This is a genomic window from Kribbella sp. NPDC056951 (assembly GCF_042674205.1).
Classification (GTDB): domain Bacteria; phylum Actinomycetota; class Actinomycetes; order Propionibacteriales; family Kribbellaceae; genus Kribbella; species Kribbella yunnanensis.
In genome coordinates this window covers 819,097-842,682 of the sequence record NZ_JBHUQZ010000001.1, presented here as the reverse complement: position 1 = coordinate 842,682, position 23,586 = coordinate 819,097, and the positions used below count along the sequence as shown (strand labels likewise).

General features: G+C 67.9%; 21 protein-coding genes. 8 read left to right on the top strand and 13 right to left on the bottom strand.

The features are described 5' to 3' along the window. The first annotated feature begins 23 nt into the window (after window positions 1-23). The 4 genes from ACFTSF_RS04060 to ACFTSF_RS04045 all read left to right on the top strand — a co-directional run bounded on the left by ACFTSF_RS04060 (window position 24) and on the right by ACFTSF_RS04045 (window position 3,687). Window positions 24-1,076, top strand: a complete 1,053-nt coding sequence (locus tag ACFTSF_RS04060; RefSeq protein WP_380152382.1) for a glycosyltransferase family 2 protein — start codon at window positions 24-26, stop codon at window positions 1,074-1,076. Next, window positions 1,060-2,223 (top strand): hypothetical protein, encoded by a 1,164-nt coding sequence (locus tag ACFTSF_RS04055; protein ID WP_380153079.1) that lies wholly within the window; start codon window positions 1,060-1,062, stop codon window positions 2,221-2,223. Before ACFTSF_RS04060 ends, ACFTSF_RS04055 begins: the two co-directional genes overlap by 17 nt. 158 nt (window positions 2,224-2,381) lie before the next feature. After that, on the top strand, window positions 2,382-3,332 hold the full coding sequence (locus ACFTSF_RS04050) for an aldo/keto reductase (RefSeq protein WP_380152381.1): 951 nt from the start codon (window positions 2,382-2,384) through the stop codon (window positions 3,330-3,332). Between the two features lie 10 nt (window positions 3,333-3,342). Beyond that, entirely contained in the window at window positions 3,343-3,687 is a 345-nt protein-coding gene (locus ACFTSF_RS04045) for a YciI family protein (RefSeq protein ID WP_344153300.1), read from the top strand. On the opposite strand, the gene ACFTSF_RS04040 is transcribed toward ACFTSF_RS04045, so the two are convergent. Both ACFTSF_RS04040 and ACFTSF_RS04035 read right to left on the bottom strand, forming a co-directional pair. Then, window positions 3,684-4,115, bottom strand: coding sequence for a GNAT family N-acetyltransferase (locus tag ACFTSF_RS04040; protein ID WP_380152379.1), 432 nt, complete (start codon window positions 4,113-4,115; stop codon window positions 3,684-3,686). The two genes, ACFTSF_RS04045 and ACFTSF_RS04040, sit on opposite strands and share 4 nt — an antisense overlap. A 770-nt stretch (window positions 4,116-4,885) precedes the next feature. Further along, a complete protein-coding gene (locus ACFTSF_RS04035) occupies window positions 4,886-5,899 on the bottom strand; it encodes a LacI family DNA-binding transcriptional regulator (protein WP_380152378.1) in 1,014 nt (337 codons plus the stop codon). 168 nt (window positions 5,900-6,067) lie between these two features. Between ACFTSF_RS04035 and ACFTSF_RS04030 the strand changes: the two genes are divergently transcribed. The 3 genes from ACFTSF_RS04030 to ACFTSF_RS04020 all read left to right on the top strand — a co-directional run bounded on the left by ACFTSF_RS04030 (window position 6,068) and on the right by ACFTSF_RS04020 (window position 9,001). Then, on the top strand, window positions 6,068-7,156 hold the full coding sequence (locus ACFTSF_RS04030) for a hypothetical protein (protein ID WP_380152377.1): 1,089 nt from the start codon (window positions 6,068-6,070) through the stop codon (window positions 7,154-7,156). A 134-nt stretch (window positions 7,157-7,290) separates the two neighbouring features. Beyond that, the gene (locus ACFTSF_RS04025) at window positions 7,291-8,220 is read left to right on the top strand and encodes a D-2-hydroxyacid dehydrogenase (RefSeq protein ID WP_380153078.1); all 930 of its coding nucleotides are present in this window, start codon (window positions 7,291-7,293) and stop codon (window positions 8,218-8,220) included. A 31-nt stretch (window positions 8,221-8,251) separates the two neighbouring features. Then, entirely contained in the window at window positions 8,252-9,001 is a 750-nt protein-coding gene (locus tag ACFTSF_RS04020) for a polysaccharide lyase family 7 protein (RefSeq protein WP_380152376.1), read from the top strand. A gap of 36 nt (window positions 9,002-9,037) precedes the next feature. On the opposite strand, the gene ACFTSF_RS04015 is transcribed toward ACFTSF_RS04020, so the two are convergent. The 8 genes from ACFTSF_RS04015 to ACFTSF_RS03980 all read right to left on the bottom strand — a co-directional run bounded on the left by ACFTSF_RS04015 (window position 9,038) and on the right by ACFTSF_RS03980 (window position 20,297). Continuing rightward, a complete protein-coding gene (locus ACFTSF_RS04015) occupies window positions 9,038-9,322 on the bottom strand; it encodes an antibiotic biosynthesis monooxygenase family protein (protein ID WP_380152375.1) in 285 nt (94 codons plus the stop codon). Between the two features lie 11 nt (window positions 9,323-9,333). Then, the gene (locus ACFTSF_RS04010; protein WP_380152374.1) at window positions 9,334-10,479 is read right to left on the bottom strand and encodes a VWA domain-containing protein; all 1,146 of its coding nucleotides are present in this window, start codon (window positions 10,477-10,479) and stop codon (window positions 9,334-9,336) included. Continuing rightward, complete coding sequence (locus tag ACFTSF_RS04005; RefSeq protein WP_380152373.1) at window positions 10,479-12,656, bottom strand: DUF5682 family protein; 2,178 nt, start codon at window positions 12,654-12,656, stop codon at window positions 10,479-10,481. Before ACFTSF_RS04005 ends, ACFTSF_RS04010 begins: the two co-directional genes overlap by 1 nt. Next, entirely contained in the window at window positions 12,653-13,732 is a 1,080-nt protein-coding gene (locus ACFTSF_RS04000) for an AAA family ATPase (protein ID WP_380152372.1), read from the bottom strand. The genes ACFTSF_RS04005 and ACFTSF_RS04000 overlap by 4 nt, the downstream gene beginning before the upstream one ends. After that, entirely contained in the window at window positions 13,729-15,132 is a 1,404-nt protein-coding gene (locus ACFTSF_RS03995) for a DUF5691 domain-containing protein (RefSeq protein ID WP_380152371.1), read from the bottom strand. Before ACFTSF_RS03995 ends, ACFTSF_RS04000 begins: the two co-directional genes overlap by 4 nt. After that, window positions 15,129-16,418 carry an SWIM zinc finger family protein gene (locus ACFTSF_RS03990; RefSeq protein ID WP_380152370.1) on the bottom strand — a complete coding sequence of 430 codons (1,290 nt, stop codon included), beginning with the start codon at window positions 16,416-16,418 and terminating at the stop codon, window positions 15,129-15,131. The genes ACFTSF_RS03995 and ACFTSF_RS03990 overlap by 4 nt, the downstream gene beginning before the upstream one ends. Before the next feature lie 460 nt (window positions 16,419-16,878). Next, on the bottom strand, window positions 16,879-19,182 hold the full coding sequence (locus tag ACFTSF_RS03985; protein WP_380152368.1) for an MFS transporter: 2,304 nt from the start codon (window positions 19,180-19,182) through the stop codon (window positions 16,879-16,881). A 272-nt stretch (window positions 19,183-19,454) separates the two neighbouring features. Beyond that, a complete protein-coding gene (locus tag ACFTSF_RS03980) occupies window positions 19,455-20,297 on the bottom strand; it encodes a LysR family transcriptional regulator (RefSeq protein WP_380152366.1) in 843 nt (280 codons plus the stop codon). 87 nt (window positions 20,298-20,384) lie between these two features. Between ACFTSF_RS03980 and ACFTSF_RS03975 the strand changes: the two genes are divergently transcribed. Then, window positions 20,385-21,290, top strand: a complete 906-nt coding sequence (locus tag ACFTSF_RS03975; protein ID WP_380152365.1) for a TIGR03564 family F420-dependent LLM class oxidoreductase — start codon at window positions 20,385-20,387, stop codon at window positions 21,288-21,290. Here ACFTSF_RS03975 and ACFTSF_RS03970 read toward each other — a convergent pair. From ACFTSF_RS03970 to ACFTSF_RS03960, 3 genes are read right to left on the bottom strand one after another with little or no spacing between them, the layout of a single operon-like run. Beyond that, window positions 21,269-21,898, bottom strand: coding sequence for an amidohydrolase family protein (locus ACFTSF_RS03970; RefSeq protein ID WP_380152364.1), 630 nt, complete (start codon window positions 21,896-21,898; stop codon window positions 21,269-21,271). The two genes, ACFTSF_RS03975 and ACFTSF_RS03970, sit on opposite strands and share 22 nt — an antisense overlap. After that, window positions 21,895-22,770, bottom strand: coding sequence for an SDR family oxidoreductase (locus ACFTSF_RS03965; protein WP_380152363.1), 876 nt, complete (start codon window positions 22,768-22,770; stop codon window positions 21,895-21,897). The genes ACFTSF_RS03970 and ACFTSF_RS03965 overlap by 4 nt, the downstream gene beginning before the upstream one ends. Continuing rightward, complete coding sequence (locus ACFTSF_RS03960; protein ID WP_344153250.1) at window positions 22,767-23,504, bottom strand: SDR family oxidoreductase; 738 nt, start codon at window positions 23,502-23,504, stop codon at window positions 22,767-22,769. The genes ACFTSF_RS03965 and ACFTSF_RS03960 overlap by 4 nt, the downstream gene beginning before the upstream one ends. Between the last annotated feature and the right edge of the window lie 82 nt (window positions 23,505-23,586).

Below are 23,586 nucleotides of genomic sequence, written 5' to 3'. Positions count from 1 at the left end.
CGGACCGATAGTCTCGGGGGACTATGACCACCAGTGTCGCCATTGCGGTAATCACGTTTAGGCGGCCTGGTCTGTTGCGGGGTCTGCTGGCGAGTTTGCAGGCCCAGGAACTGCCTGCGGGTTCGGATTATTCGGTCCGGATAGTGGTCGTCGACAACGATGCCGAAGGCACCGCTTCCCAGGTCGTTGCCGCCTTCGACGGCGATCGGTACCCGATCGAGTCGGTGGTGGAACCGGAACCGGGGATCCCGTTCGCGCGCGAGCGGTCGGTCGAACTCTGCTGGAACGACGACGCGCTGATCTTCGTCGACGACGACGAGGTGGCGCCGCCGTACTGGCTCGCGACCCTGCTCCAGGCCTGGGAGAAGACCGGGGCCGACGTTGTCACCGGCCCGGTCAAGGGCAACCTGCCCGAAGGCGCCCCGCCGTGGAACCACTACAGCGACGTGCACGACTCGACCGGCCGGCACACCACCGGCCTGGAGCTGCGCAAGGCGTACACGAACAACACGCTGGTCAGCCGGCGCGTCTACCACACGGTCACGCCGGGCTTCCATCCCGCGTTCCGCTACACCGGCTCCAGCGACCTGCACTTCTTCCTGCGGGTGCACCGGGCCGGTTTCCGGATCGTCTGGTGCGAGGAGGCCGTGATCGCCGAGGAGGTCCCGGCCGCGCGGACCACGCTCAGCTGGCTGGTACGACGTGCCTTCCGCTCCGGCAGCGGGGACACGATCAGCCGCCTGCTGATCCGTCCGGGCGCGGTCAGCTACGTCCTGGTGCTGGCCTATGCTTCGGCCCGGGTGGTCTCGGCGATCGGTTACGCGCTGGCCGGACTGCTGCTCGGCCGGAAGACGCACCTGCTCAAGGCAGTCCGCCGGTTCTTCTCCGGTATCGGCAGCCTGGCGGGCATAGTGGGGATCAATCATGACGAGTACCGGGAACGGCACGGCGCCGAACACGACGGTGGCGAGCCTGTGCCGGGCGATCTGGCAGGTGGAGCGGGATCTGGGTCTCCTCGACTGGCAGATCCGGGGCACACACCCGTGGCCGATCATCCGGATGCGCGTCTTCCATGAGCTGACCCGTCGTTCCGGCATCCACGGCGTTCCACACCCTGTACGGCGTTCTGTCGGCGACAAACTCGGTCTGGTCGGGCGGCACGTGGCCGGCCTCGCGACCCGCAACCCGTTCTTCGGCCGGTACTCCTCTCTCGTGGTCCCGCATCCGCGGAAACCGGACGGTGTCGAGATCTACACCTCCGAACTCCGCGCTGCGCTGGGGCCGTCCGCGTTGATCCTCGACTCGGGAATCAACGGCGTACCGCTCCCCGGCAGCCGCAACCTCGACTTCTTCACGTCGGCATTTGGCGCGGTCCATTCGCGTTCCGCCGACGACCCGCTCGGTATTGCTGCTGCATTGAAGGAACTGACCGGTGTCTCGGTGCCGATCAGCGCGCTGCTCGCCCGCGAGGTGCCCAAGCATCTCCGCCTGCGCGCGCTCTACCGCAAGCTCCTGAAGCGCCACGACATCAAGACCGTGTACGTCGTCGTCGCCTACTTCCACCAACACATCGTCGGCGCCGCCCGCGACCTCGGCATCCGCGTCGTCGAACTCCAGCACGGCGCCATCAGCCCCTTCCACCTCGGCTACAGCTACCCCGGCCGCCCGGTAGTAGCCGACCAGCCCGACGAGCTATGGACCTTCGGCTCCTACTGGTCGACGATCGCCGACCTCCCCGCCGGAATGCGCACCTCCGTCGTGGGCGCGCCCTACCTCCCCACACCCGGCCCGAAGGATCCGTCACTGACGGTCTTCCTCTCCCAAGGCACCACTGGCGGGGATCTCCTGCAGGTCGCCGAATCCGTAGCCAAGGCAAACCCCTCGCTGAAGGTCCTCTTCCGCCTCCACCCCAGCGAGCACCCCGCCGACTACACCCCCTCGCCCGCCGTCCACCTCTCCACCTCAGGCAACACCCTCGACCTGCTAGCGAAGGCGACGTACCAGGTAGGCGTCTCCACCACCGCCCTCTTCGAAGGCATGGCCCTTGGCTGCCGAACCGCCGTAGCCAACCTCCCCGGCCACGAATACCTTGCCACCCCCATCACCTCAGGCCACGCCACCCTCCTGACGGACCCCGCCGAACTGTTGAGCGCGCCAACCTGCTCAACCCCCGACATCTACTACGCCCCCAGCGCCCTCCCCCACCTCGTGCACCCACTTTGAGCACCCCTCAACCACGCGCAACCCGCCCAAACGACTGACCCGTGCTCAAGGCGGCCACAGTCCGGAACCTTGTGCACCCATCAACCACTCGCGGGCGGTTGGAATGGTCGAACCGTGCTCAAGGTGGATTGTCGGTGGTGGGTTCTAGGGTCGGCGGCATGCGGAGTGTGGAGTTGGGGCGGACGGAGTTGCGGGTCAGCAAGTTGGGGTTGGGGCTGGCTTCGATCGGGGGGATGTTCGCGGCGGTACCGGAGTCGCAGGCGATCGCGACGATCGACCGGGCGTGGGAGCTCGGGGTGCGGTTGTTCGACACGGCACCGGTCTACGGGTACGGCGTTTCCGAGCAGCGTGCCGGGTTGGCCCTCCGCGGCCGCCCGCGGAACCACTTCGTGCTGTCCACCAAAGTCGGCCGCCTGATCGAGCCCGGCGGACCGGACCTGCAACCGATCTGGGCCGAACCACCGGCCGGTGTCGGACCACGCCTCGACTACTCGTACGGCGCGGTGATCCGCTCGTTCGAGGCGAGTCTGGAGCGGATGGGGATCGACCGGATCGACATCCTGCACATCCACGACCCCGACCTCGATTTCGCGACCGCCTCGACCGACGCCCTCCGCGCGCTCAACGAACTCCGCGGCCGCGGCGCGATCCGCGCAATCTCCCTCGGGGTGAACCACGCCGACGTCGCAGCCCGCTTCCTCCGCGAGACCGGTACCGCCGGCCCGGACTGCATCCTGCTGGCCGGTCGCTACACGCTGCTCGACCGCTCCGCGACCGACGAACTGCTACCCCTGTGCTCGAAGCTCGGCGTCGCCGTCCTCGCCGCCGGGGTGTTCCAGGGAGGCGTGCTCGCGGACACCGCCCAAGGCGCACCCCACGGCTACGCGCGGGTGCCCGCCGACCTCCTCACCCGCATCGACCGACTCCGCGAGCTGTGCCGCCGGTACGACGTACCGTTGCTGGCGGCCGCGATTCAGTTCCCGCTGGCGCATCCCGCCGTACCGGCTGTGGTTGTCGGGGCGCGGAGTCCGCAGGAGATCAGCGAGGTCGCGGGCTGGCTGGAACACGCCATCCCGGAAGCCTTCTGGGCAGAGCTCTCGACCTACTAAGGTCGGCGTTATGCGGTTCATGCTGCTCCATAAGACCAACGACGGACTCGAAGCCGGCAACCCGCCGGACCCCGAGATCCTGGCCCGCGCCGACGCGGTCCTCGAGGAGATGCGCCAGGCCGGCATCCTCTTGGTCGCCGAAGGCCTGATGCCCAGCGCCAACGGCGCCCGCATCTCCGTCGCGCAACCCGGCCCGCCGCGCGTGGTCGACGGCCCGTTCGCCGAAACCAAGGAACTGGTCGCCGGCCTCTCGATCATCCGCGTCGACTCCAAGGAAGACGCCGTCCGCTGGGCCCTCCGCTTCGCCGAGGCCGACCCCTACACCGAGATCGACATCCTCGAAATCGCCGGCTAAAGCGTGTAGTGCAGGATCGGATACGGCTTGTTGGTCGAATCCCGCTCACTCCTGCCCACCAGCGTGAACCCGTACTGCTCGTAGAACCCCACCGCCTGCGCGTTCTGCTCATTCACATCAACAGCAGTCGCCGCAAACTCCTTACACGCATGGTCGAGCAGCAACGTCCCACCACCTCGCCCCCGGTACGCGGGATCCAGAAACAACATCTCGACGTTCCCCTCGGCCACCCCCACGAACCCAATCAGGTAGCCGACCTCATCCCGCAACCCTGCCAACTGCGGAATCCCCGCAATAGCCTCCCGCACCAAAGGCCGGAACACGTCCAAATCCGTCTCAGTAACAAAGTCATGAGTAGCCCGAACCGACGCCTCCCACAACTCAGCCGCCCGCCCAAACTCCCCCGCCTCAACCACCCCGATCTCCATCCCACCAACGCTAGGTACCCCCGAACCCAAACGCCATCGCATTTCCTCCCACCCGCCACCCCCACGCCAGCCCCACCCGACCACACCCCATTTGTGATGGCCCCCAGGTCCACCCCGCGAACCGCCACCACCACGAGCAGTCGGCCAGCCCGCACCGCCCCCACGCCTCCGGCCCATCACTGAGGCCGAACCCGACACCACACCCCTGTCACCCGACGCGCACCCCGGCCCCACTCGCCATTCCCTGCTCCACCCCCTGCGGTTGCGCCTATTGGCGCGCTAGTCGGTACTTTTTCGGCGCCTGGACCCGAAAATCTTCCGACTAGCTGAACTATCCGCCTCATGCACCCCAGCCCCAGCCCGTCAGCCCCAGACAACGTGGAACCGCGGTAGCCGAGCCCGCCATCCGGCCCAGCCATCTACTCAGTGCACCCTCTTGCTTTGTCGGCCGTCTTTTGACGGCCGAGTCGCAGCGGGCAGCCAGGGACGCAGGCGGCTCGGCCGGGTGCGCTCGCTGTGGCTGATCACCGCTTCGGCCGATCAAAAGAAAGGATGGCTGGGCGACGCGGTGGCTGAGGGGGATGGCGAGCTGCGACCGCGCTTCAGGTTGCCTGGGGCTGACGGGCTTTGGTTGCGGTCCAGGACCGAGGCTGATCCGCGCAATGCGTGTCTTCGGCGCAATCCCGCCGTACCGGCGCCGCCGGGCAACTGGCCGTCACCGCGGTCTCGTGTGCACCAACCGTCCTCGTGCCGTTTGGTGGGTTGACCGATCAGATGGGGTGGTGGGGTGGGGCGGTGGTTTGGTGGGTTAGGAGTTTGGCGGGGAGGAGGTGGGGGTTGGTGTCGGGGGTGCCGGTCATGAGGTGTTCGAGGAGGGTGGCGGCTTGGCGGCCTAGTTGGTCTCGGGGCATGGAGACGGTGGTGAGGGTGGCTTGGCCGGTCCAGTCGAGGGAGAGGTTGTCGAAGCCGATCACCGAGAGGTCGGTTGGTACGTCGATGCCGAGCTCCCGCAGGCGAGATAGCGCGCCCTGGGCGACCAGGTCGTTGTAGGTGACGACTGCAGTCGCGCTCGTCCGGCGGATCTGGTCGGCGGTGGCGTATCCGTCGGCGGCGGTGGCGCCGCAGGGGATGACGGTCAGGCGGAGGCCGAAGGCGGCTGCGGCTTCGAGGGCGCGGATGCGTTCGCCGTTGGCCCAGGAGGATTCGGGGCCGCTGAGGTAGGCGACCTTGCGGTGGCCGAGTTGGGCCAGGTGGCCGCAGATGAGCGTCGTACCGCCGTAGAAGTCGACCGAGATCGACGGTACGGCGAGGCCGGGGACGATGCGGTTGACGAGAACCATCGGGTGACCGCGGTCGGCGAGGTCGACGAGTTGGTCGCGGGGCATTCGGGGTGAGCAGAGCAGGAGGCCGTCGCAGCTGCGGAGGAGGTCGGCGACGAGTTCGGGTTCGACGGCGGGGTCCTCTTCGGACTCCATGATCATCACGCGGTGACCGTTCGCGCGTGCGACGGCGCTGACCGCTTTGAGGATGTCGGGGAAGTACGGGTTGGCGAGGTCCGGGACGAGTACGCCGATCGTGCCCCAGCGCCCCTTGGCCAGTCCTTGCGCGGCCGCGTTCGGCCGGTAGCCGAGGGTGCGGACGGCCGCCTGGACGCGGTCGGCGAGAGCGGCGTCGACCTTGGCCGTCCCGTTCAGCACCCGGGAGACGGTGGCCGGCGAGACGCCCGCGGCCGCGCCGACGTCGGTGATCGTGACCCGCTGGGTGTTGGCGCGCAGCCGTCTCACCTCCCTCTACATCGGACTGAAAGCCCTTACTCATGATCCTTAATCCACAAGGTCATGCACAACCTGTGGATATGAAACCGCTTTCTCAGCTCTTGCCGCGACCGACCCGCCGGATCTACTCTGGGCGGACCTGATCTTGGCAAGCGCTTACCCACAGGAGTGAGGCTCGTGAGTCACGGCGTGTTCGCGTACACCTGGGACCTGGTCGGCGACCCGGATGCCGCAGCCCGGATCGCCGGGCTCGGCGCCGACACCGTCACCCTGCAGGCGGCGTACCACTCGGTCCGCGGGATCACCCCGTGGCACCCGGCCCACCGCGTCGTCCACGCCGAACACGCCGCCGCCTACTTCCGCCTCCGCGAAGACCGCTGGCCCGGCCTCCGCCCACTCGCCCCGACCTGGGGTGTGGAAAACCCAGACCGCTTCGGTACGGCGGCCGCCGCGCTCACTGCCGCCGGGTTGTCGGTCGAGGCGTGGCTGGTGCTCACCCACTCGTCAGCGGTCGGTTCGGCGTACCCGGATGTGACCGTGCGGAACGCATACGGCGAGTGCTACCCGTACGCGCTATGTCCGTCACACCAGTTGGTACGCGACTACGCGCTGACGATCGTGAGCGAGATCTGCGCCCAGTACGACGTCGACCTGATGCTCGAAGCCTGCGGCTGGCTCGGCTTCGACCACGGCAGCCACCACGAGAAGACCGAGGGCGCCGACCTCTCCACCACCGCCCGCCGCCTACTCTCCCTCTGCTTCTGCCCAGCCTGCCGTACGGCGCTAGGTGCCGAAGCCGACCGCCTAGCGCGCTCGGTCCGAACCGCCGTCGACGCCGAACTCACCGGCGGTCATCCCACCCCCGTCGACGCAACCGCCCTCCTCGCCCACCGAGGCACTGTCATCGCAGACCTGGTCCGCGAGACAAAGTCCCTAGCCGGCGATCGCCGACTGTTGCTCATGGCAACCGACGACCCCTGGGTCACCGGCCCCGACGTAGGCGTGGATTTCCAGTCGGTCGCGCCGGACGCGTTCGTCCTCAAGTCCTGGGGAGACACCGCCGCAGCCGCGCGCCAACTGAAGTCCGCAGCCGCACGAACCGACATCCCGCTGATCGCCAACGTGACGGCACTCGACCCCGAATGGAACGGCGTTGCGGAACTACTCGAAGCAGGCGCCACCGAAGTGAGGTACTACCACGCAGGCCTAGCCTCCAAAGCCCGCCTCAACCGAATCCGCACCGCAATCACCGAGGCCCGCAGATGACCCGCGGGAAGGAACCAAGCCCACACGTCATTCCACCCGCGGATCCGGGCTCGAGTGCGGGGCGTCCGTCGGGTGGGGAGTTGGTGGAGACGGGTGGAGCCGGCGGTGGGGGTGGGAGTCGTGGGGTGCTGGTGATGTTGCCTGGGCTGGCCGAGGAGAGCGCCGACTGGCCCCGGCGCTTGGAGGCGGCGGTGCCGGGACTGCGGGTGTGCGGGGTCGAGGCGATCGACGAGGCGGATGCGGCGTACGGCGTACTGCCTCGGGAGTTGTTGGGGCGGGCGGGGCGGTTGCGGTGGTTGCAGGCTCCGCAGGCTGGGCCGGCTCCTGGGTTTTATTATCCGGAGTTGGTTGCGCATCCGGTGGTGGTGACGAATATGCGGGATACGTATACCGATCATGTGGCTGCTCATACGTTGGCGTTGGTGTTGGCGATGGCGCGGGGGTTGCCGCGGTATGTGCGTGAACAGCAGACGGCCGAGTGGGCGCCGGATTGGGATCCGGGGTCGGTGGTGGCGCTTGGGGAGGCGTCGGCGCTGGTGGTCGGGGCGGGGGCCGTGGGGGCGGAGATTGGTCGGCTGCTTAGTGAGTTCGGGGTGGCGGTGACTGGGGTTGATGTGCGGATCACCGAGGCGCCGAAGGGGTTTGTAGGGGTGCGTCCGGTGGACGAGTTGGATGAGCTGCTGCCGGGCGCGGACATCGTCGTACTGACTGTGCCGCACACACCAAAGACCGAGGGGATGATCGACGCCGCTCGGCTCAAGCGTTTCAAGAGATCTGCGCTGTTCGTGAATGTTGGTCGTGGGCCGACGGTTCGGCTGGACGATCTGACCGAGGCGCTGGAAAGAGGATGGCTCAAGGCGGCGGCGCTTGATGTGTTTGAGGTTGAGCCGCTGCCGCCGGCGCACCCGCTGTGGTCGCGGCCTGATGTGCTGATTACGCCGCATGTGGCCGGTGCCGGCCCGTATGCGGCCGAACGACGATTCGCCGTACTGCTGGAGAACGCCCGTCGGTTCCTCGCTGGGGACCCGTTGATCAATCAGGTCGACAAAGCCCAGCGGTTCTGATGAATTGCCCACCGCCCCGAAGGAGAACAGCATGTTCGTCCGAGCACTCCTCGCCACCACATTGCTAGCGGCATCAGCCGCCGCACCGACTGCGACTGCAGCGACCACCGCCTGTTCCACGCCTGGTGACGTGCTGAACCTGGCCAACTGGAAGCTGCAACTGCCGGTCGACAACCCGAACCAGTCCGGCACGCAGGTGCTGGAGGTCAGCCAACCGCAACTCGACAGCTACGAACTGAGCCCGTGGTTCATCGACCAGCCGGACTGCAACGGCGTCCGATTCCGCAACGCGGTCAACGGCGTCACGACCCCGAACACCACCTATGCCCGCTCCGAATTACGCGAGATGCGCAACGGCTCAGGTGCTTCCTGGTCCTCGACCTCCGGCGTACACACGATGGTCATCGACCAGGCCATCACGCACCGACCGAACACCAAGCCGCAGGTTGTCGCCGGTCAGATCCACAACGGCAACGACATGGCGACCTTCCGCCTCGACGGCTCCAGCTTGTACGTGACGAACGAGAACGACACGCACTACAAGCTTGTCGACGGCAACTACACGCTGGGCAAACGGTTCCAGGCCAAGTTCGTGGTCAGCAACGGCTCGATCAAGGCGTACTACAACAACGTGCTGCAGGCAACGCTCCCGAAGTCGTTCACCGGCGGCTACTTCAAGGCCGGCGTCTACACGCAGGCCAACTGCACGAACTCCTCCCCCTGCAGCACCAGCAACTACGGCGAGACCATCGTCTACAACGTCACCGTCACCCATAGCTAGTACGACGGGGCCCCGGGCGCACCGGGGCCCCAACCATCAGGCCAGCGTGCCCTCCTCGGCAACCACCAGCGAGTCGATCGCCGCGAAGAACCGCGCGATCCCCGGCAGGTTGCCACCCTTCTCGCGCGAAGCCGCGAAGGATTCCGCGGTGTCCCACTCGACGATGTCGAGCCATTCACCCTCGGGCAGCTGCACCAAGCGAGCACCAAGGAACCCGGCCCGATCGGCCGCAAAGTCCGAGAGCATCTCGGCCCGCGCCTCCAGCAGCTCCGAGGTCTGCTCCGGCAGCACGCGGAAGCGGGTCAGTTCGACGGTGGTCATCAACAGTCCTTTCACGACAAGTTGGTCGAGGCCCAGCTGGTGATGTCGTCACGACGGATCGCGGCGGCCATCAGGTCCGGAAAGCGGTCCGGCGTACAGGCAAAGGTCGGTACGCCGAGCTCCACGAGCGCGGCGGCGTTCTCTGCGTCGTACGACGGAGTGCCGGAATCGGCCAACGCCAACAGCGCGATCACCTGCACACCTGCTTCAACCAAACCACGGGCCCGCCGCAACAATTCCTCGCGCACCCCACCTTCGTAGAGGTCGGAGATCAGCACGAGAACGGTCTCCGCCGGTTTGGTGACCAACTGCTCGCAGTACGCGAGCGCGCGGTTGATATCCGTGCCCCCGCCGAGCTGCGTCCCGAACAGTACGTCGACCGGATCCTCCAGCTGATCGGTCAGATCGACCACCGCGGTGTCGAACACCACGAGGCTCGTCTTCAACGTCCGGATCGACCCGAGCACCGCCCCGAACAACGCGGCGTACACGACCGACTCAGCCATCGACCCCGACTGGTCAATAGCCAGTACGACGTCGCGCTGCACGCTGTGATTCCGCCGCGCGTACCCGACGAGTCGGTCCGGCACGATCGTGCCGAGCGTCGGCGAGAAGTGTTTGAGGTTCGCCCGGATCGTCCGGTCCCAGTCGATGTCGGAATGTCGCGGCCGAGCGGTACGCCCAGCGCGGTCGAGGGCACCGGTAACCGCCGCCCTGGTGCGCTCGGCGAGTCGCGCCTCCAGCTCGGCGACGACGCGGCCGACCACCTCGCGAGCGGTCTGTTTCGTCTCCTCCGGCATCACCTCGTTGAGCGCCATCAGCGTGCTGACCAGGTGCACATCCGGCTCGACCGCGTTCAGCAGCTCGGGCTCCATCAGCATCCGGGTGATGCCGAGGCGGTCCACGGCGTCCCGTTGCATCACTTGGACGACCGTGCTCGGGAAGTACTGCCGAATGTCGCCCAACCAACGCGCAACCCGCGGTGCCGACGACCCCAGCCCGGCCGCCCGTTGACCACCCTGGTCGCCGGGCACCGCGTCGTACAGAGCTGCGAGTGCCTTGTCGATCGACTGGTCGGTGGAGGAAAGCGTCGTACCGGTCTCGGGGTCGGCCTCGCTGCCGAGCACGAGTCGCCAACGGCGTAGTCGCTCGTCCATCAGACCCCCAGCAACTGAGCGACCACAGGCAGCACAGAAGCAGCCAGCTCAGCGTCAAGATCGTTGTCATCAGCAACCACCGCGCTTCCGGGATCGGCGAGCACCTTCGCTCGGGCCCCGATAGTACGCCGCTCCGGAGCCGCAAAAGTGCCAAAAGTCCTTCGCAGCAACGGTAAGACTTCGACGAATGCATCATCCGGGATCGCGCCGAGCCAAGCATCGACCAATCCCAGCAACCGCTCGTCGTGCACGAGCAGCAAACCGCCACCGGCGAGGAAGCCCTCGACAAACCCGGCCGCATCGGCGGTCGGCGTACCGGGCGACAGCGCGCGGCCCAACCTCAGCGCGATCTCGTGATCCGGAAGCCGCGACGTGTCAAGCATCAACCGCGTCAATCGCCCGCGGATCAACGGCGGCACCGACGGCCGATCGCTGAGACCCTCCAAAGTACGCAACCACTCGACCCGAACCTCTTCGGCCAGCAACGCGGTCGCATCCTGTACGCCGTCAATCAACTCCTGTACGGCGGTCGCCGCCTCCGGGTCGAGTCCGTGGACCGTGCGACCGAGGCCGGCGCAGATCCGCGACACCATCCGGCTCGCGACTGCACCGAGACCGGCGGTGTCGGTCCCGCGAACATCGCCGTACCGGGATGAGCGGGCCAGCGCGGGCAAGGCCTCCATCAGGTGACCGACATCCGCGTCGGCGGCCGCTCTGCTGTCAACGCCCTGAAGAAGATCGGGCAGGGCGTCGGACAGATCGGCGAGGAGCGATTTCTCCAGTGCAGCAGTGATTTCCGCGAGGGTCGACGAGTCGGCGGCGACCTTGAGCATGACCGTGGTCGCGGCGCCGACGACCGTCGTGCCGTGGGCTCCGGCCGCCACCAACTCGACCTCGAGACCGGGATCCCAGATCAGCTTCCACATCTCGCGGAAGGTGCCTTGCGCGCGTCGTTCGTCGGCCGCCGGGACACCCCAGTGCACGCCGAGGATGCGGAGGCGATGCAGGAGCCGCGACTTCTGCAGGTCGTTCGGCTTGCGCAGGTCGAGCTCAATCACGCGCTCGGTCGCGTCCCGGCGCAGCCTGAGCCGCCGCGCCTGCGCCGCGAGGTCGGCTGCCACAGGTGCTTGGGGCGTCTCGCCCGGTACGGATCCGAGCAGCTCACCGACGACCGCCTCGCGGGTGACAAGGTTGAGGAGAACATCGTTTCCGTTGCAGAGCACTGCTCTCGTTGCTTCGGTCACCTCGCACAGCCCGGCCAGCGGACGCTCGCGCAAAGCGGCCAAGGTGTCGGCGAGCCGGACGGCCTCGATCACGTGCGCACTCGACACCGGCAGGTCCTCGGCCCGCAGCACCTGAGCCACCTTGGTCAGCCAGCGCGTGGTGATCTGGTCGGGCGCGGTGAACAGGTGGTGGTACCAACCGGGCGAGGTGATGCCGGCGCCGTACCCACTGGCCGCCGCGAGCCGACCGTGCGTCCACGGCACCCATGTACAAGCGACCTTCCGCTTCGGCAACCCCTTCAGAATCCGCGCATCATGTGTCGCCGGAGGCAACGGAGCTTCCAGCGCGGGAACATGCCAAGCACCACAGATCACCGCAATGCGCTCGAAGCCCTCACGCTGAGCCTTCCGCAGGACGGTCCGCATGTAGGCCTCGCGTTGCGCCTCCCGCCCACTCGCCTCCTCATCGTGCCGCAGCTCGCGCATCGCATCGGCGATCACGGTGAACGGCTCAGCACCATCCCGCCGCGACTCGATCACGTCGTCCCACCAGCGCTCGGGATCGTCGTACCCACCCGCGTTCGCCAGCGTCGCCAAGGGATCCATCGACACACCCCGCCGACCCTCACGACCGGATGACGCGAACTGCTGGGCAGCCGGCAGATCGCAGAACCGCACCGGTACGTCGGCCGCGAGCGCGTACTTGATCGCCTGCCACTCCGGACTGAACACCGCAAACGGCCAGAACGCCGCCCGCGTCGAATCGTCCACCGCATAAGCCAGCAACGCGACCGGCGGTTCCATCTCCTCGGACGCCGCCAACTCGACGACCTTGTCAGCCTCCGGAGGCCCCTCGATCAGTACGACGTCCGGCCGCAACTCGTTGAGCGCAGTCGCAACCGCCCTCGCGGATCCCGGCCCGTGGTGCCGAATCCCGAGCAGGTGAACGGTCATCCCGAGATCTCTCGCGCGGCTCGATAGAACGGCGCCCAGTCGTCGCGCTCGCGGACCACCGTCTCCAGGTATTCCGACCAGACGACGCGATCCGCCGACGGGTCCTTGACGACCGCACCAAGGATGCCGCCGGCCACGTCGGTCGGCCGCAGTACGCCGTCCCCGAAGTGCGCGGCGAGCGCGAGACCGCCGGTGACCACGCTGATCGCCTCCGCGGTCGACAGCGTGCCGGACGGCGACTTGACCGCCGTACGGCCGTCTTCGGTGCGACCGGAACGCAGCTCGCGGAAGATCGTCACCACCCGGCGGATCTCGTCGAGGGCGTCATCGGCCTGCGGGAGCTCGAGCGCCGACCCGAGTTGCGCGACTCGACGGGACACGATCTCGACCTCGTCCTCGGCGTTGTCCGGCAGCGGCAGTACGACGGTGTTGAACCGGCGCCGCAGTGCGGAGCTCAGCTCGTTGATGCCCTTGTCGCGATCGTTGGCCGTGGCAATGACGTTGAATCCCTTGCGGGCTTGGACTTCGGTCGCCAACTCGGGAATCGGCAGCGTCTTCTCGGACAGGATCGTGATCAACGCGTCCTGTACGTCGGACGGCATCCGGGTCAGCTCCTCGATCCGGGCGATCTTCGCCTCGGCCATCGCTCGCTGCACCGGACTCGGCACCAACGCCGCCTCACTGGGGCCTTGGGCAATCAACTGCGCATAGTTCCATCCATACCGGATCGCCTCCTCGGCCGTCCCCGCAGTCCCCTGCACGAGCAACGTCGAGTCCCCGCTGATCGCCGCCGCGAGATGCTCACTCACCCAGGTCTTCGCCGTACCGGGGACGCCGAGCAGCAGCAGCGCCCGATCCGTCGCCAGCGTCGCGACCGCAACCTCGATCAGGCGGCGCGGGCCGACGTACTTGGGTGAGATCTCGGTGTCGCCGGCCCGTCCACCCAGCAGGTAGGTGACGACCGCCGCGGGCGACAACTGCCACGCCGGCGGGCGCGCCCGGTCGTCTGCCGCCGCCAGTGCGGCCAGCTCCCCGGCGTACTCGGTCTCGGCGTGCGGCCGCAGTACTTCGGTCATGACAGCTCCTCGTATAGCTCGCGGCGGAAGGTCAGGGTTTCGACGAGTCGTCGGCGCCAGGTGTCTTCTTCGCCGGTCGGTTCGCGGGTGATCGGATGGTCCAGTACGTCGGGTGGTGCGGCGCGGGCGGTCACGCTCGCCAGACGGGCCCAGTCGCGCGCGGTGCCGACCTTGGCCAACTGGTCGAGCAGCCTGGTGGCGAGCGAGGCCGGCCAAGGGACGGGGAGTCCGCCGACCAGTTCGGTGATGTCGACGGACTTGCGGAGGGCCTGTACGGCGTCGGCCCACTCGTCGGGCGGGAGGAGTTTGAGGAGTTCGGCGGGGCTGCGGGTGCCGGTGTTCGCGTTGGTACGCAAGATCTCGCGGGCCCAGTCGGGTGATCCTTCGCGGATGGTTGCCTCAGTCAATCCGGCTTGCAGTACTTCGGGGGCACAACCTTCGACAGGCGACTGGAGCCAGGCGGGGTCCATCGCAGATAGCGGGGTGGCGGCAACGATCTGGCGGAACCAGTTGGCGCGCTTGCCGATTCCTTCGGTGAGCTGCGAGTCGATCCCGTCGCGCTCCATTGCAGCGCTGAGCTGTCTGGGTAGGTCGACGGTGAGGACGCCTTGGCTGAACAGCAGATGCGCGTGCAGGCGCTCGGTCATGCGGTGGCTGAGTCGGCTGTCCGGCAGGCGGGTCAACAGTCGGGCCGCCAGTCGCCGTACTTCTCGGGAACGATCGTCGAGCGCGGCTTCGAGGAAGTCCTCGTCGGCTGCGGACAGACCATCTGTTAGCAGTGCGAGGAAGTCGGTGCGGGTTGCTGCGGATTCGGTTGGCCAGACCTCGCGCAGCGCTTCCAAGGCCGCTGACGGATCGGTACGGCGGAGGTCGCGCAACCAGCTGCGGCGTTGCAGGGGATCGCCGTGGGTCCACAGTTCGGGGTTGTTGCTGTCGGCAATTGCTGCATGGAGGAAACGCCAGTCGGGGTTGAGGTCTGCGAGCCAATGCGCTCGCCGTCCGGCGGCCGCGATGACGAGCGGTCGGTACTCAGCTCGATTGCGCGCATGGTCGGCCAATGCCGGCAGGTATTCCGGTGGGACGCCCCAGCCGCGGGCATCCGCAGCCCGTAGCCACTCGCCGAGAGCTGTCGTCTGGAACCCACCAAGCATCGCTGCTAGTCGGCGGATCGCCACTGGTCGCGGCAACGGGCGGTCCTCGCCGGGGACCGTGGGCAACGGCTCGACGTCACTCAGCGGTTTGCGGCCGGCCCTTTTGTACAGCGTGGCCAGCGCGGCCGCATCCAGTAGACCGCCGTCACCAAGTTTGTCCTGGATCGCAGCTGGGAGTTCCTCGAAATGCGTCGGGCGCCGCTCGGTTCCCAGCAACGCCGAGCTGACCAGCCCGTCCCAGCCCTTCATAGGAGCACCGGGCGGTCGGCGTGCCAGCAGGTCATCGGGCGGAAGCCGGCTCGGTTCCATTCACCGGCGACGGTGATCGGGTCGCCGGCTGATACGGCCAACAGCTTCCACGGGTCGATGCCCGGGAGGAGCTCCAGGGCTTCGCCTTCGACATCTACGAGCGCCCAACCTTCGCCGTACCGGGCTGGGCGGACGTCTTGGAGGACGAGCGGCCAGCGCTCGTTCCACGGGTCGGCGGCGACGGATTCGACGTACGACGCCAGGGCTTGGTGGGCGGTGGATCCGGTCGGGCGCGGGGCGGGGAGGCGCGGTGCGGACTGGGTGAGGAGTGCGCGCATTGGCAGGGCGCCGGGGTAGTAGGAGAGGACGCCGGGGATGTACTCGCCTGGTCGGGCCGGGAGGGGATCGAGGGGTCGACCGGCGGCGGCGAAGTTGAGGATCAGGCCGAGGCGACCGGTTGTTGCCCCACGCAACCATACGCGGCGGACGGTGAGGCGGTCGTCGGGTTCGATTACTCGCCCGAGGACCAGCCAGTCGTCTTCGACCTGCTCACCGTCGGCCAGGACGCGGGCGGTTTCGACGGTCCAGCCGATGCGGGACTGCACGGTGTCCGCGAGTGCGGGCGGCAGGTCGGCCATGCGGGCGTGGGCGGCGACGATCAGGTGGATGAGGGACAGTTCCTCGAGCAGTTCACCCGGCCAGCCGTGTCCACGCCCGACGACTGCGGCCGCACGCCGTACCGCTCCGGCGACACCCGGTGCCTGTGCGTCGACCATCCGGGCGGCCAGTCTGCTCAGCTCGGTGTAGGCACGCTGGTCGAATCCGCCTAGGCCTTGGCGCACCTGGTCGTCGAGCCAGCTCGCTAGCTCCGCCATCCCTGCCGATACCCGATCGGCCCGACGCGACGCCCGCTCCTGCGCGGCCAGCGGATCAGCAACCTCCCCCGGCTTCCGCTCCGGCCGCTCGGCCCGCTTGCCTACCCACGACTCAACCCACTCCGGCTCCTCGCCCGGCTGAACCTCCCCGCCCGCCCACAACAACAGCAACCCCAGCGCATGCTTGCACGGAAACTTCCGGCTAGGACACGAACACTTGAACGCGGGGCCGGTTAGGTCGACCGCGGTCTGATACGGCTGCTTCCCGCTCCCCTGACACAACCCCCACACCGCCCGCCCGGACACCCCGCTGCCCGACCACTTCCCCGCCCGGGCCAACCCCTGCCCCGCCTTGGCAGACGCCCCATCAGATGCCAGCGCAAGCACCCGCTCCGAATCCCACGTCTCCACCCCGAAAGCATGCCATTCCCCACCGACACCCGAAGGACAGGAGGTAGCCGTGTACGCACACCCCACCGCCCGCCTGCCCCGTCCCCCGAAACCCCCATCGCACCCGTATACGTCCTAATGGGCACTCGTCCGTCGGGGGGTGCGGGGTGGGACCTGAGCCACGCACCCGCTCGCCCCGCGGCGCCGCGCACATCCACCTCATCACCCGAACGACAGCGCGCCCGCCCACCTCATCGTCCGAACGACAGGAGGTAGGCGTGTGCGCATACCCCGCTGCCCGCCTGGGCCTCACCACAAACCACCGTCGCAGACGTATACGTCCTGTCGGTCGGGCGGTTGTCTGTCGGAGGGGCGGACCTGAGCCACTCACCAACCTGCTTCGGCGGGGGTTTCCGGGCGGGTGCTGAGCGTGGCGGACGGGGTGTGGCGGAGGTTGGTGAGTGTTGGCGGTCCGCCCAGCTCAGCCGAAGGGTTGGCGGTGTTCGACGTCGGGGTAGCCGTTGCCGGTGTGGTGGTGAGTGGGCGGCAGGACGGTGTGGGGCGCGTGGGTGGGTTGCGCCGTTTGGGTGGCCGTCGCTGCGGGCGCGGGCGCTGCGGGCGGGGTGGGTGCTGCGGGGGCGGCGGTTGCGGATGTGCTGTGTGCGGTTGGGGGTTCGGTTGGGGGTTCGGGGGTGGGTGTGGTGAGGGTGGTGCGGATTTGGGTTAGGAGGCGGTGTTCTACGGCTTCTAGTTCGGCTATGCGGGTGCGGATCTCTTGCTCCTCGGCGCGGGCTTCGGTGAGGAGGTGGTCGGCTTCGGCCTTGGCGGTTTGGCGGAGGTGGTCGGCGGTGCGTTGGCTGGCGGTGAGGACGCTGAGTTCGTAGTGGCGGAGTTCTTCGGAGAGGTCGCCGGTGTGGTGATGGGCTTCGAAGAGTGCGGCTGCTGGTTGGGGGAGGGTGTCTGCGAGGGTGGCGAGTTGGTGGTCGACGCGGGTGAAGAGGTCGGCGACGTCGGTACGCATCTGGCGGATGGTGTTCGCCGCCGCTTGGACGCGTTCGGTGGCCTCGCGTTCGCGCTCGCGGGCGGTTCGTTCGGCGGAGGTGATCACGTCGAGGGCGACCGCCGCCGCACGCTCCGCCTGATCGTCGGACGCATGCCCATCGGCTGTCGGTACGACGCCTGGGCCGGCGGCACCCGGGGCTGCAGCGGCCGACAGGTCAGCGGCGGCGTCTTCGTCGGTCATCGCGACGGTACGACGGAGCGGGACCTCGCGGATGAACAACACCGCGAGCAGGCTCACTACCGCGGACCCGGCCGCGATGATGAAGATTCGGCCGGTCGCATCGCCGTAGGCGTGCCGGACGATCTCGGCGACCGGTGCGGGCAGCGCGTTGACGTCGAGCACCGAGCCACCCGAGCTGGTCGGCGGTGCACCCAGGTTTCGGGTGATCAGCTCGGTCACCCGGTTCGCCAAAACCGCGCCGAGGACGGAGACCCCGACAGCACCACCGAGGCTGCGGAAGAACGTGACGGTCGCACTCGACGCACCGACCTGGCTGACGTCGACAGTGTTCTGTACGGCGAGTACCAGGTTCTGCATCATCATGCCCATGCCGATGCCCATCGCGAGCATCCCAACCCCGACATACCAGTACGGCGACGTGTGGTCGATCGTGCCGAGCAGTCCGAGCCCCGCGGTGAGGAACAGCCCGCCGATCACCAGGTACCGCTTCCACTTCCCGTACCGAGTGATCAACTGCCCCGACCCGACCGACCCGAAGAACGAGCCGAGCATCATCGGGATAGTCAGCAGCCCAGCCTCGGTCGGGCTATACCCCCGCGCGACCTGAAAGTACTGCCCCAAGAACACCGCACTACCGAACATCGCGATCCCCACCGCAAGACTGGCCAAAATCGCCAACGCCGTCGTCCGCTCGCGCACCACCGACACAGGCACGAGCGGATCCCGTGCGTGGGTCTCGACGACCACCGCCAGCAGACCGAGCAACGCCGTACCGCCAAGGTAGGCACCGGTCTCCCACGACCACCACGCGAAGTGTTGTCCCGCGAACGACACCCAGATCAGCGGCAGGCTCGCGGCGCCGGCGATCAGTACGGCGCCCAGGTAGTCGAGCCTGATCGGCCGCCTCAGCACCGGCAGCGTCAGATACCGCTGCAACACGATCATGCTGAGCACGGCCAACGGCACGCAAACGTAGAAGCACCAGCGCCACCCGAGCCACGAGGTGTCGACGATGACTCCACCCACCAGCGGACCGGACACAGTCGCGACCGCCATCACCGCACCCATATAGCCGGAGTACCGCCCACGGTCGCGCGGCGGGATCGCCGCACCGACGATCGCCTGGGCGAGCGCCATCAGCCCGCCCATCGCCAGCCCCTGCAGCACCCGCGCACCGATCAGGAACGGCACGTTGTGCGCCATCCCGGCCAGCGCCGACCCGACCACGAACATGATGATCGCGAGCTGCACCAGCAGCTTCTTGCTCATCAGGTCGGACAGCTTGCCCCAGACCGGCGTCGACACGGTCATCGCGAGCAGGCTGCTCGTGACCACCCAGGTGTACTGCGTCTGCGACCCCTCGAGGTCCGCGATGATCGTCGGCAGTGCATTGCTCACGATGGTCGAGCTGAGCACCGCGGTGAACAGCGCCGCCAGCAGACCGGCGAGGATCTCGAGGATCTGCCGATGCGTGAGCTCAGCAGCCGGTACGACGGCCTCCTTCACGGCGTACTTGGACCGGTAGGGAGTGAAGGCTGACATCGCGTTCCGTTCGTCGGGCTCGCTTCGGCCGAGAGCAGCGGATCAGCACTGTCCCCCGGGGCGGAAGCGGCCGGCGTGTCCTCACCCAGCCAGGTATTTGGTTGCGACTACCAACGATAAACCCGCTGTGTCAGCAACCGATCACCGGCTGGTCCCTGCGAATCTGAGACGAGCCCTGCCCGGGAAGCCGTTTGCCGCGTACGATCCGGTGCTTGTTGAGTAGTCAACAGAAGCTACCCCGGCGGAGCTGTCAGGGCCCGCCGGGGTACCTCTCAACGAAACGCCTCGGCCACGACGTCGAGGCAGTGCGCGGACTGGCCCGCGACCGCCACCAACTGCCCGGGCGCACTCAACGCCGGCACCAGCGGCCCCAACCAGACCGCCTCTTCGCCCGAGCCGCACGATGTCCCGTAGACGACGGTCCACGACGGCGTCCCGACCGACATCTCGATCACCACATGCTCGATGTTGTCCGCCGGTCGTCCGAGGACCGGTTCGATGCCGGCCTCCCGGCAGACGGCCAGCACCTGCTCACGCAACCAGGGATCCGGCGGCAACCGCAGCGGCACCTCGGCCAGGTCGGCCGGCTTCACCCCGTCGTCCGACCGGTACGCCGTCGGAGCCAGCACCGAGATCGGTTCGCGCCAGAGCTCGATCGTGGTGAGGTCCGGCGCGGTCACCTCGCCACGGACGAACGCCAGATCGAGTTCGCCGGTTCGCAACGCGGCCAGGTGTTCGGCCGGCGTCCCCGCGACCAGCTTGATCTCACCATCGGTGGCGAGTACGGCGAGGCCGCGCTCAAGGCGGTCGCGCAGACCAGGCGCCGTACCGATCCTGATCAGCGAACCGCGACCGGAGACGAGCTCGGCCGCGACCTCAGTGGTTCGGTCGGCCGCAGCGAGCACCGCGCGCGCTTCGCGCAGCAGACGCTCGCCGTCGTTGGTCAGCCGAACGTGCCGCGAGGATCGGTCGAGCAACTGCAGCCCGAACTCCCGCTCCAGCCGAGCGACCTGCTGACTGACCGCGGGCTGCACGATGCCGAGTCGCTCGGCGGCTCTCCCGAAGTGCAGTTCCTCGGCGACCGTGACGAAGTACCGCAGCTGCCGTAGCTCCATCGCCACCCCCAGCGATCACGATTCCTTATTACTGCACAGCGTAAGTGGGTCTGGGTCAGCAGCCTCGGGCCTTCTTGACTGGTGAGCATGCGAATCGGACTGTGGATCGACGAAGAGGGCCTGCGCATCGAGCAGGTCGGGGCAGCCGCGAAGGCGGCGGAGGACAGCGGTATCGATCGGATCTGGTTCAGCCAACGCACCGGCTGGGACGCTCTCACCCTCGTCGCGGGCGCGGCGCCGTACACATCCACGATCGGCTTCGCGGTCGGCGTCGTACCGGTGTATCCGCGGCACCCGATCGCGCTGGCGGCCCAGGCGCGCAGCGTCCAGGCACTCACCGGCAACCGGCTACTCCTCGGCGTCGGGTCGAGCCATCCACTCATCATCGAAGGACTGCACGGGCTGTCGATGGAGCGACCGGCGGACTACATGCGCGAGTACGTCGACGCACTCGGCCGGCTGCTCACCGGCGAACCAACGGACTATCAGGGCGAGCGAATCACCGCCCGCGGTCAGCTGGCGATCGCAGGTGCGGAAGCGCCCGAGGTGATCCTGGCAGCGCTCGGACCGCGGATGCTCAAGATCGCCGGCGAACTCACGGCCGGTACGACGACCAGCTGGGTCGGCCCCGAACTGATCGAGTCGTACATCCGCCCGACCATCGACAAGGCAGCTGTCGGACGACCACGACCCGAGGTGATCGCGGCCGCGACAGTCGCGGTCACGAACGATCCGGACGCGACCCGCGCCTGGATCCACGACCGCTTCGGCATGGCCGGCGAGATGCCGGCGTACCGGGCGGTGCTGGATCGCGGCGGCCTGGCCGGTCCCGAGGACACGGCCGTACTCGGGGACGAGGAGGCGGTCGCGCGGGAGATCGAGCGGTTCGCGAACGCCGGAGCGACCGAGTTCGTCCTGTGCCCGGTCGGCACGCCCGAGGAGCAGGAACGAACGATCCGGTTCGCCCACGATTATCGACAGCAGTCGGTGTAGGTGAAGTTCTTCCAGAGGGCTGACTCGTCGATGCGGTCGGCGAGGCAGCCCAGGAGATCACCGTGCGAGATGGTGAAGCGGATGTCGGGGTGCCGGGTGAGGACGCCGGTCAGGGTCAGGTCGGTGACCGCTCGCGCTATGTCGAAGGGAAATTCGATCAACGCACGCGGCCGATCCAGCGCGACCTGACGCCATTGCGGTGGTGAGGTCGGGTGGAGAAGTACCTGCGCGGACCGCTCGTTGAGGGCTCGCCAGAGCGGCTCCCACGAGGGCTCACCCGGGTACAGCCCAGTCACGTTGCTGAGCAGGATGATGCCGTCCGCGTGCAAGACGTCGTACGCGTAGTCGAGCTCGGCCAGCGCCGCGTCGACATCCGGCAGCGGAAGACTGGCCAGGAAGCTGGAGCGCTCAGCGGCGAGCTCGTTGACGCGACGCGCGAGCACCCGAGCGCGGAAGTCGTCTCCGAAGTGCACACCCGGCGAAGGGATCGACAAGACATCACCTCGCGGGTACGTCGGCCAGCCGGGCAACCCGTCAGGTCGAAGATGCCCGGCTCGTTCCGCCGCCGCGACGTACTCGGGCGGCAGGAAGTGCGTATAAACAGTCATGCGACTGGGCGCAGAAGGTCTTCCAGGCCGATCCGGTGCAGGAACTCGGACCGGACTCGGTCGGCGACCGCGTTGACGACGATCGCGCCGTCGTCGGACGGGTCGTAGCTCGCGCGGAACGGGCGCTTGCCCTTCTCGGTGTCGACCACAGACACGATCAGACGCGCAACCTCGGCGACGTCGGACCACTCCGGTTCCAGATCGGCCAGTCGCTGACCGACGTGTTCCATCAGACCGGCGTACTTCGTCTCGTACGCCGCAACCACGTCGGTGTCGGCCGGCGATCCGCTGTGCAGGAAGTGATTCGTACCGTGCGTGAAAGCACCCGGTACGACGATCGTCGTCTCGATGCCGAATCGCGCCAGCTCCAACGCGTAGCTCTGCGCGAGCGCGTCCATCCCGGCCTTCGCCGCGAAGTACGGGGCCAAGTACGGCGGGGTGCCGCCGCGCGTGCTCGAGCTGCCGACCCATACGACCAGACCGTCCTGCTGAGCCCGCAGCACCGGCAGTGCCGCCCGATTGAGTCGCTGCGTGCCGACGACGTTCGTGTCGTAGAGATCCAGCACCTGCTCCGGAGTGAACGCCTCGGCCGGGCCGGTGACCATATGACCGGCGTTGTGAATCAGTACGCCGATCCGCCCCTGCTCACCGACCACCGTGTCGACGGCCTGCTGCACCGAAGTCTCGGAGCTCACGTCGAGTTCGACCGCCCGCAGGTTCGGCGAATAACCGACGGCGTCGGCCGCGGCAGTTGCGTTCCGACCGGCGAGGTCGCGCATTCCGGCGTACACGAGGTGTCCGGCGTCGACGAGGGCGCGGGCGGTCAAGGCGCCGAAGCCGCTCGACGCGCCACTGATGAGTACGACGCTCATGCTGCCGAACCTCCGTTGGCGTAGATGACCTGGCCGTTGATCCAGCGCGCGGGTCCGGCCAGGAAGGCGATGATCTCGGCGATGTCGGACGGCTGGCCGAGGCGCTCGAGCGGCGGCTCGGCGGCGATCCGGTCGATCAGTTCCTGCGGCTTCCCGTCGAGGAACAGCGGGGTCGCGGTGGGGCCGGGGGCGACCGCGTTCACGGTCACATCGCGGCCGCGCAGTTCGCGGGCCAGAATCAGCGTGATCGCCTCGACGCCACCCTTGCTCGCGGCGTACGCCGAGTAGCCGGGGCGGGCCAGCCGGGTCAGCGAGCTGGAGATGTTGACGATCGCGCCGCCGTTGCGGACCCGGCGGCTGGCCTGCTGGTCGACCACGAAGGTGCCGCGCAGGTTGGTCCGGACGATGTCGTCGAAGACCTCCAGGTCGAGCTCGGCCAGCGGCGCGAGCGGCATGATGCCGGCCGCGTTGACGACCACATCGACGCCACCGAACTCCTGCTCGGCCCGATCGAAGAGCGCGGTGACCGCGTTCTCATCGGCCACATCAGCCTGTACGGCGATCGCCCGGCCACCGTCGGCTTCGACCTCCTTGACGGCCAGTTCGGCGCGGTCCTTGTTGCCGGAGTAGCCGATCACAACGGAGTAGCCGTCGCGGCCAAGCCGGGCAGCGGCCTCGCGGCCGATCCCGCTGGATCCGCCGGTCACGATCGCGACCCTGGTGTTCTCACTCATCGTCATTGCCTTTCGAGACTGTCGTTTCGTGCTGACAGCTCGATCGTGCTCCGGACGATGGATCAAGTCCAACGACTCAAGT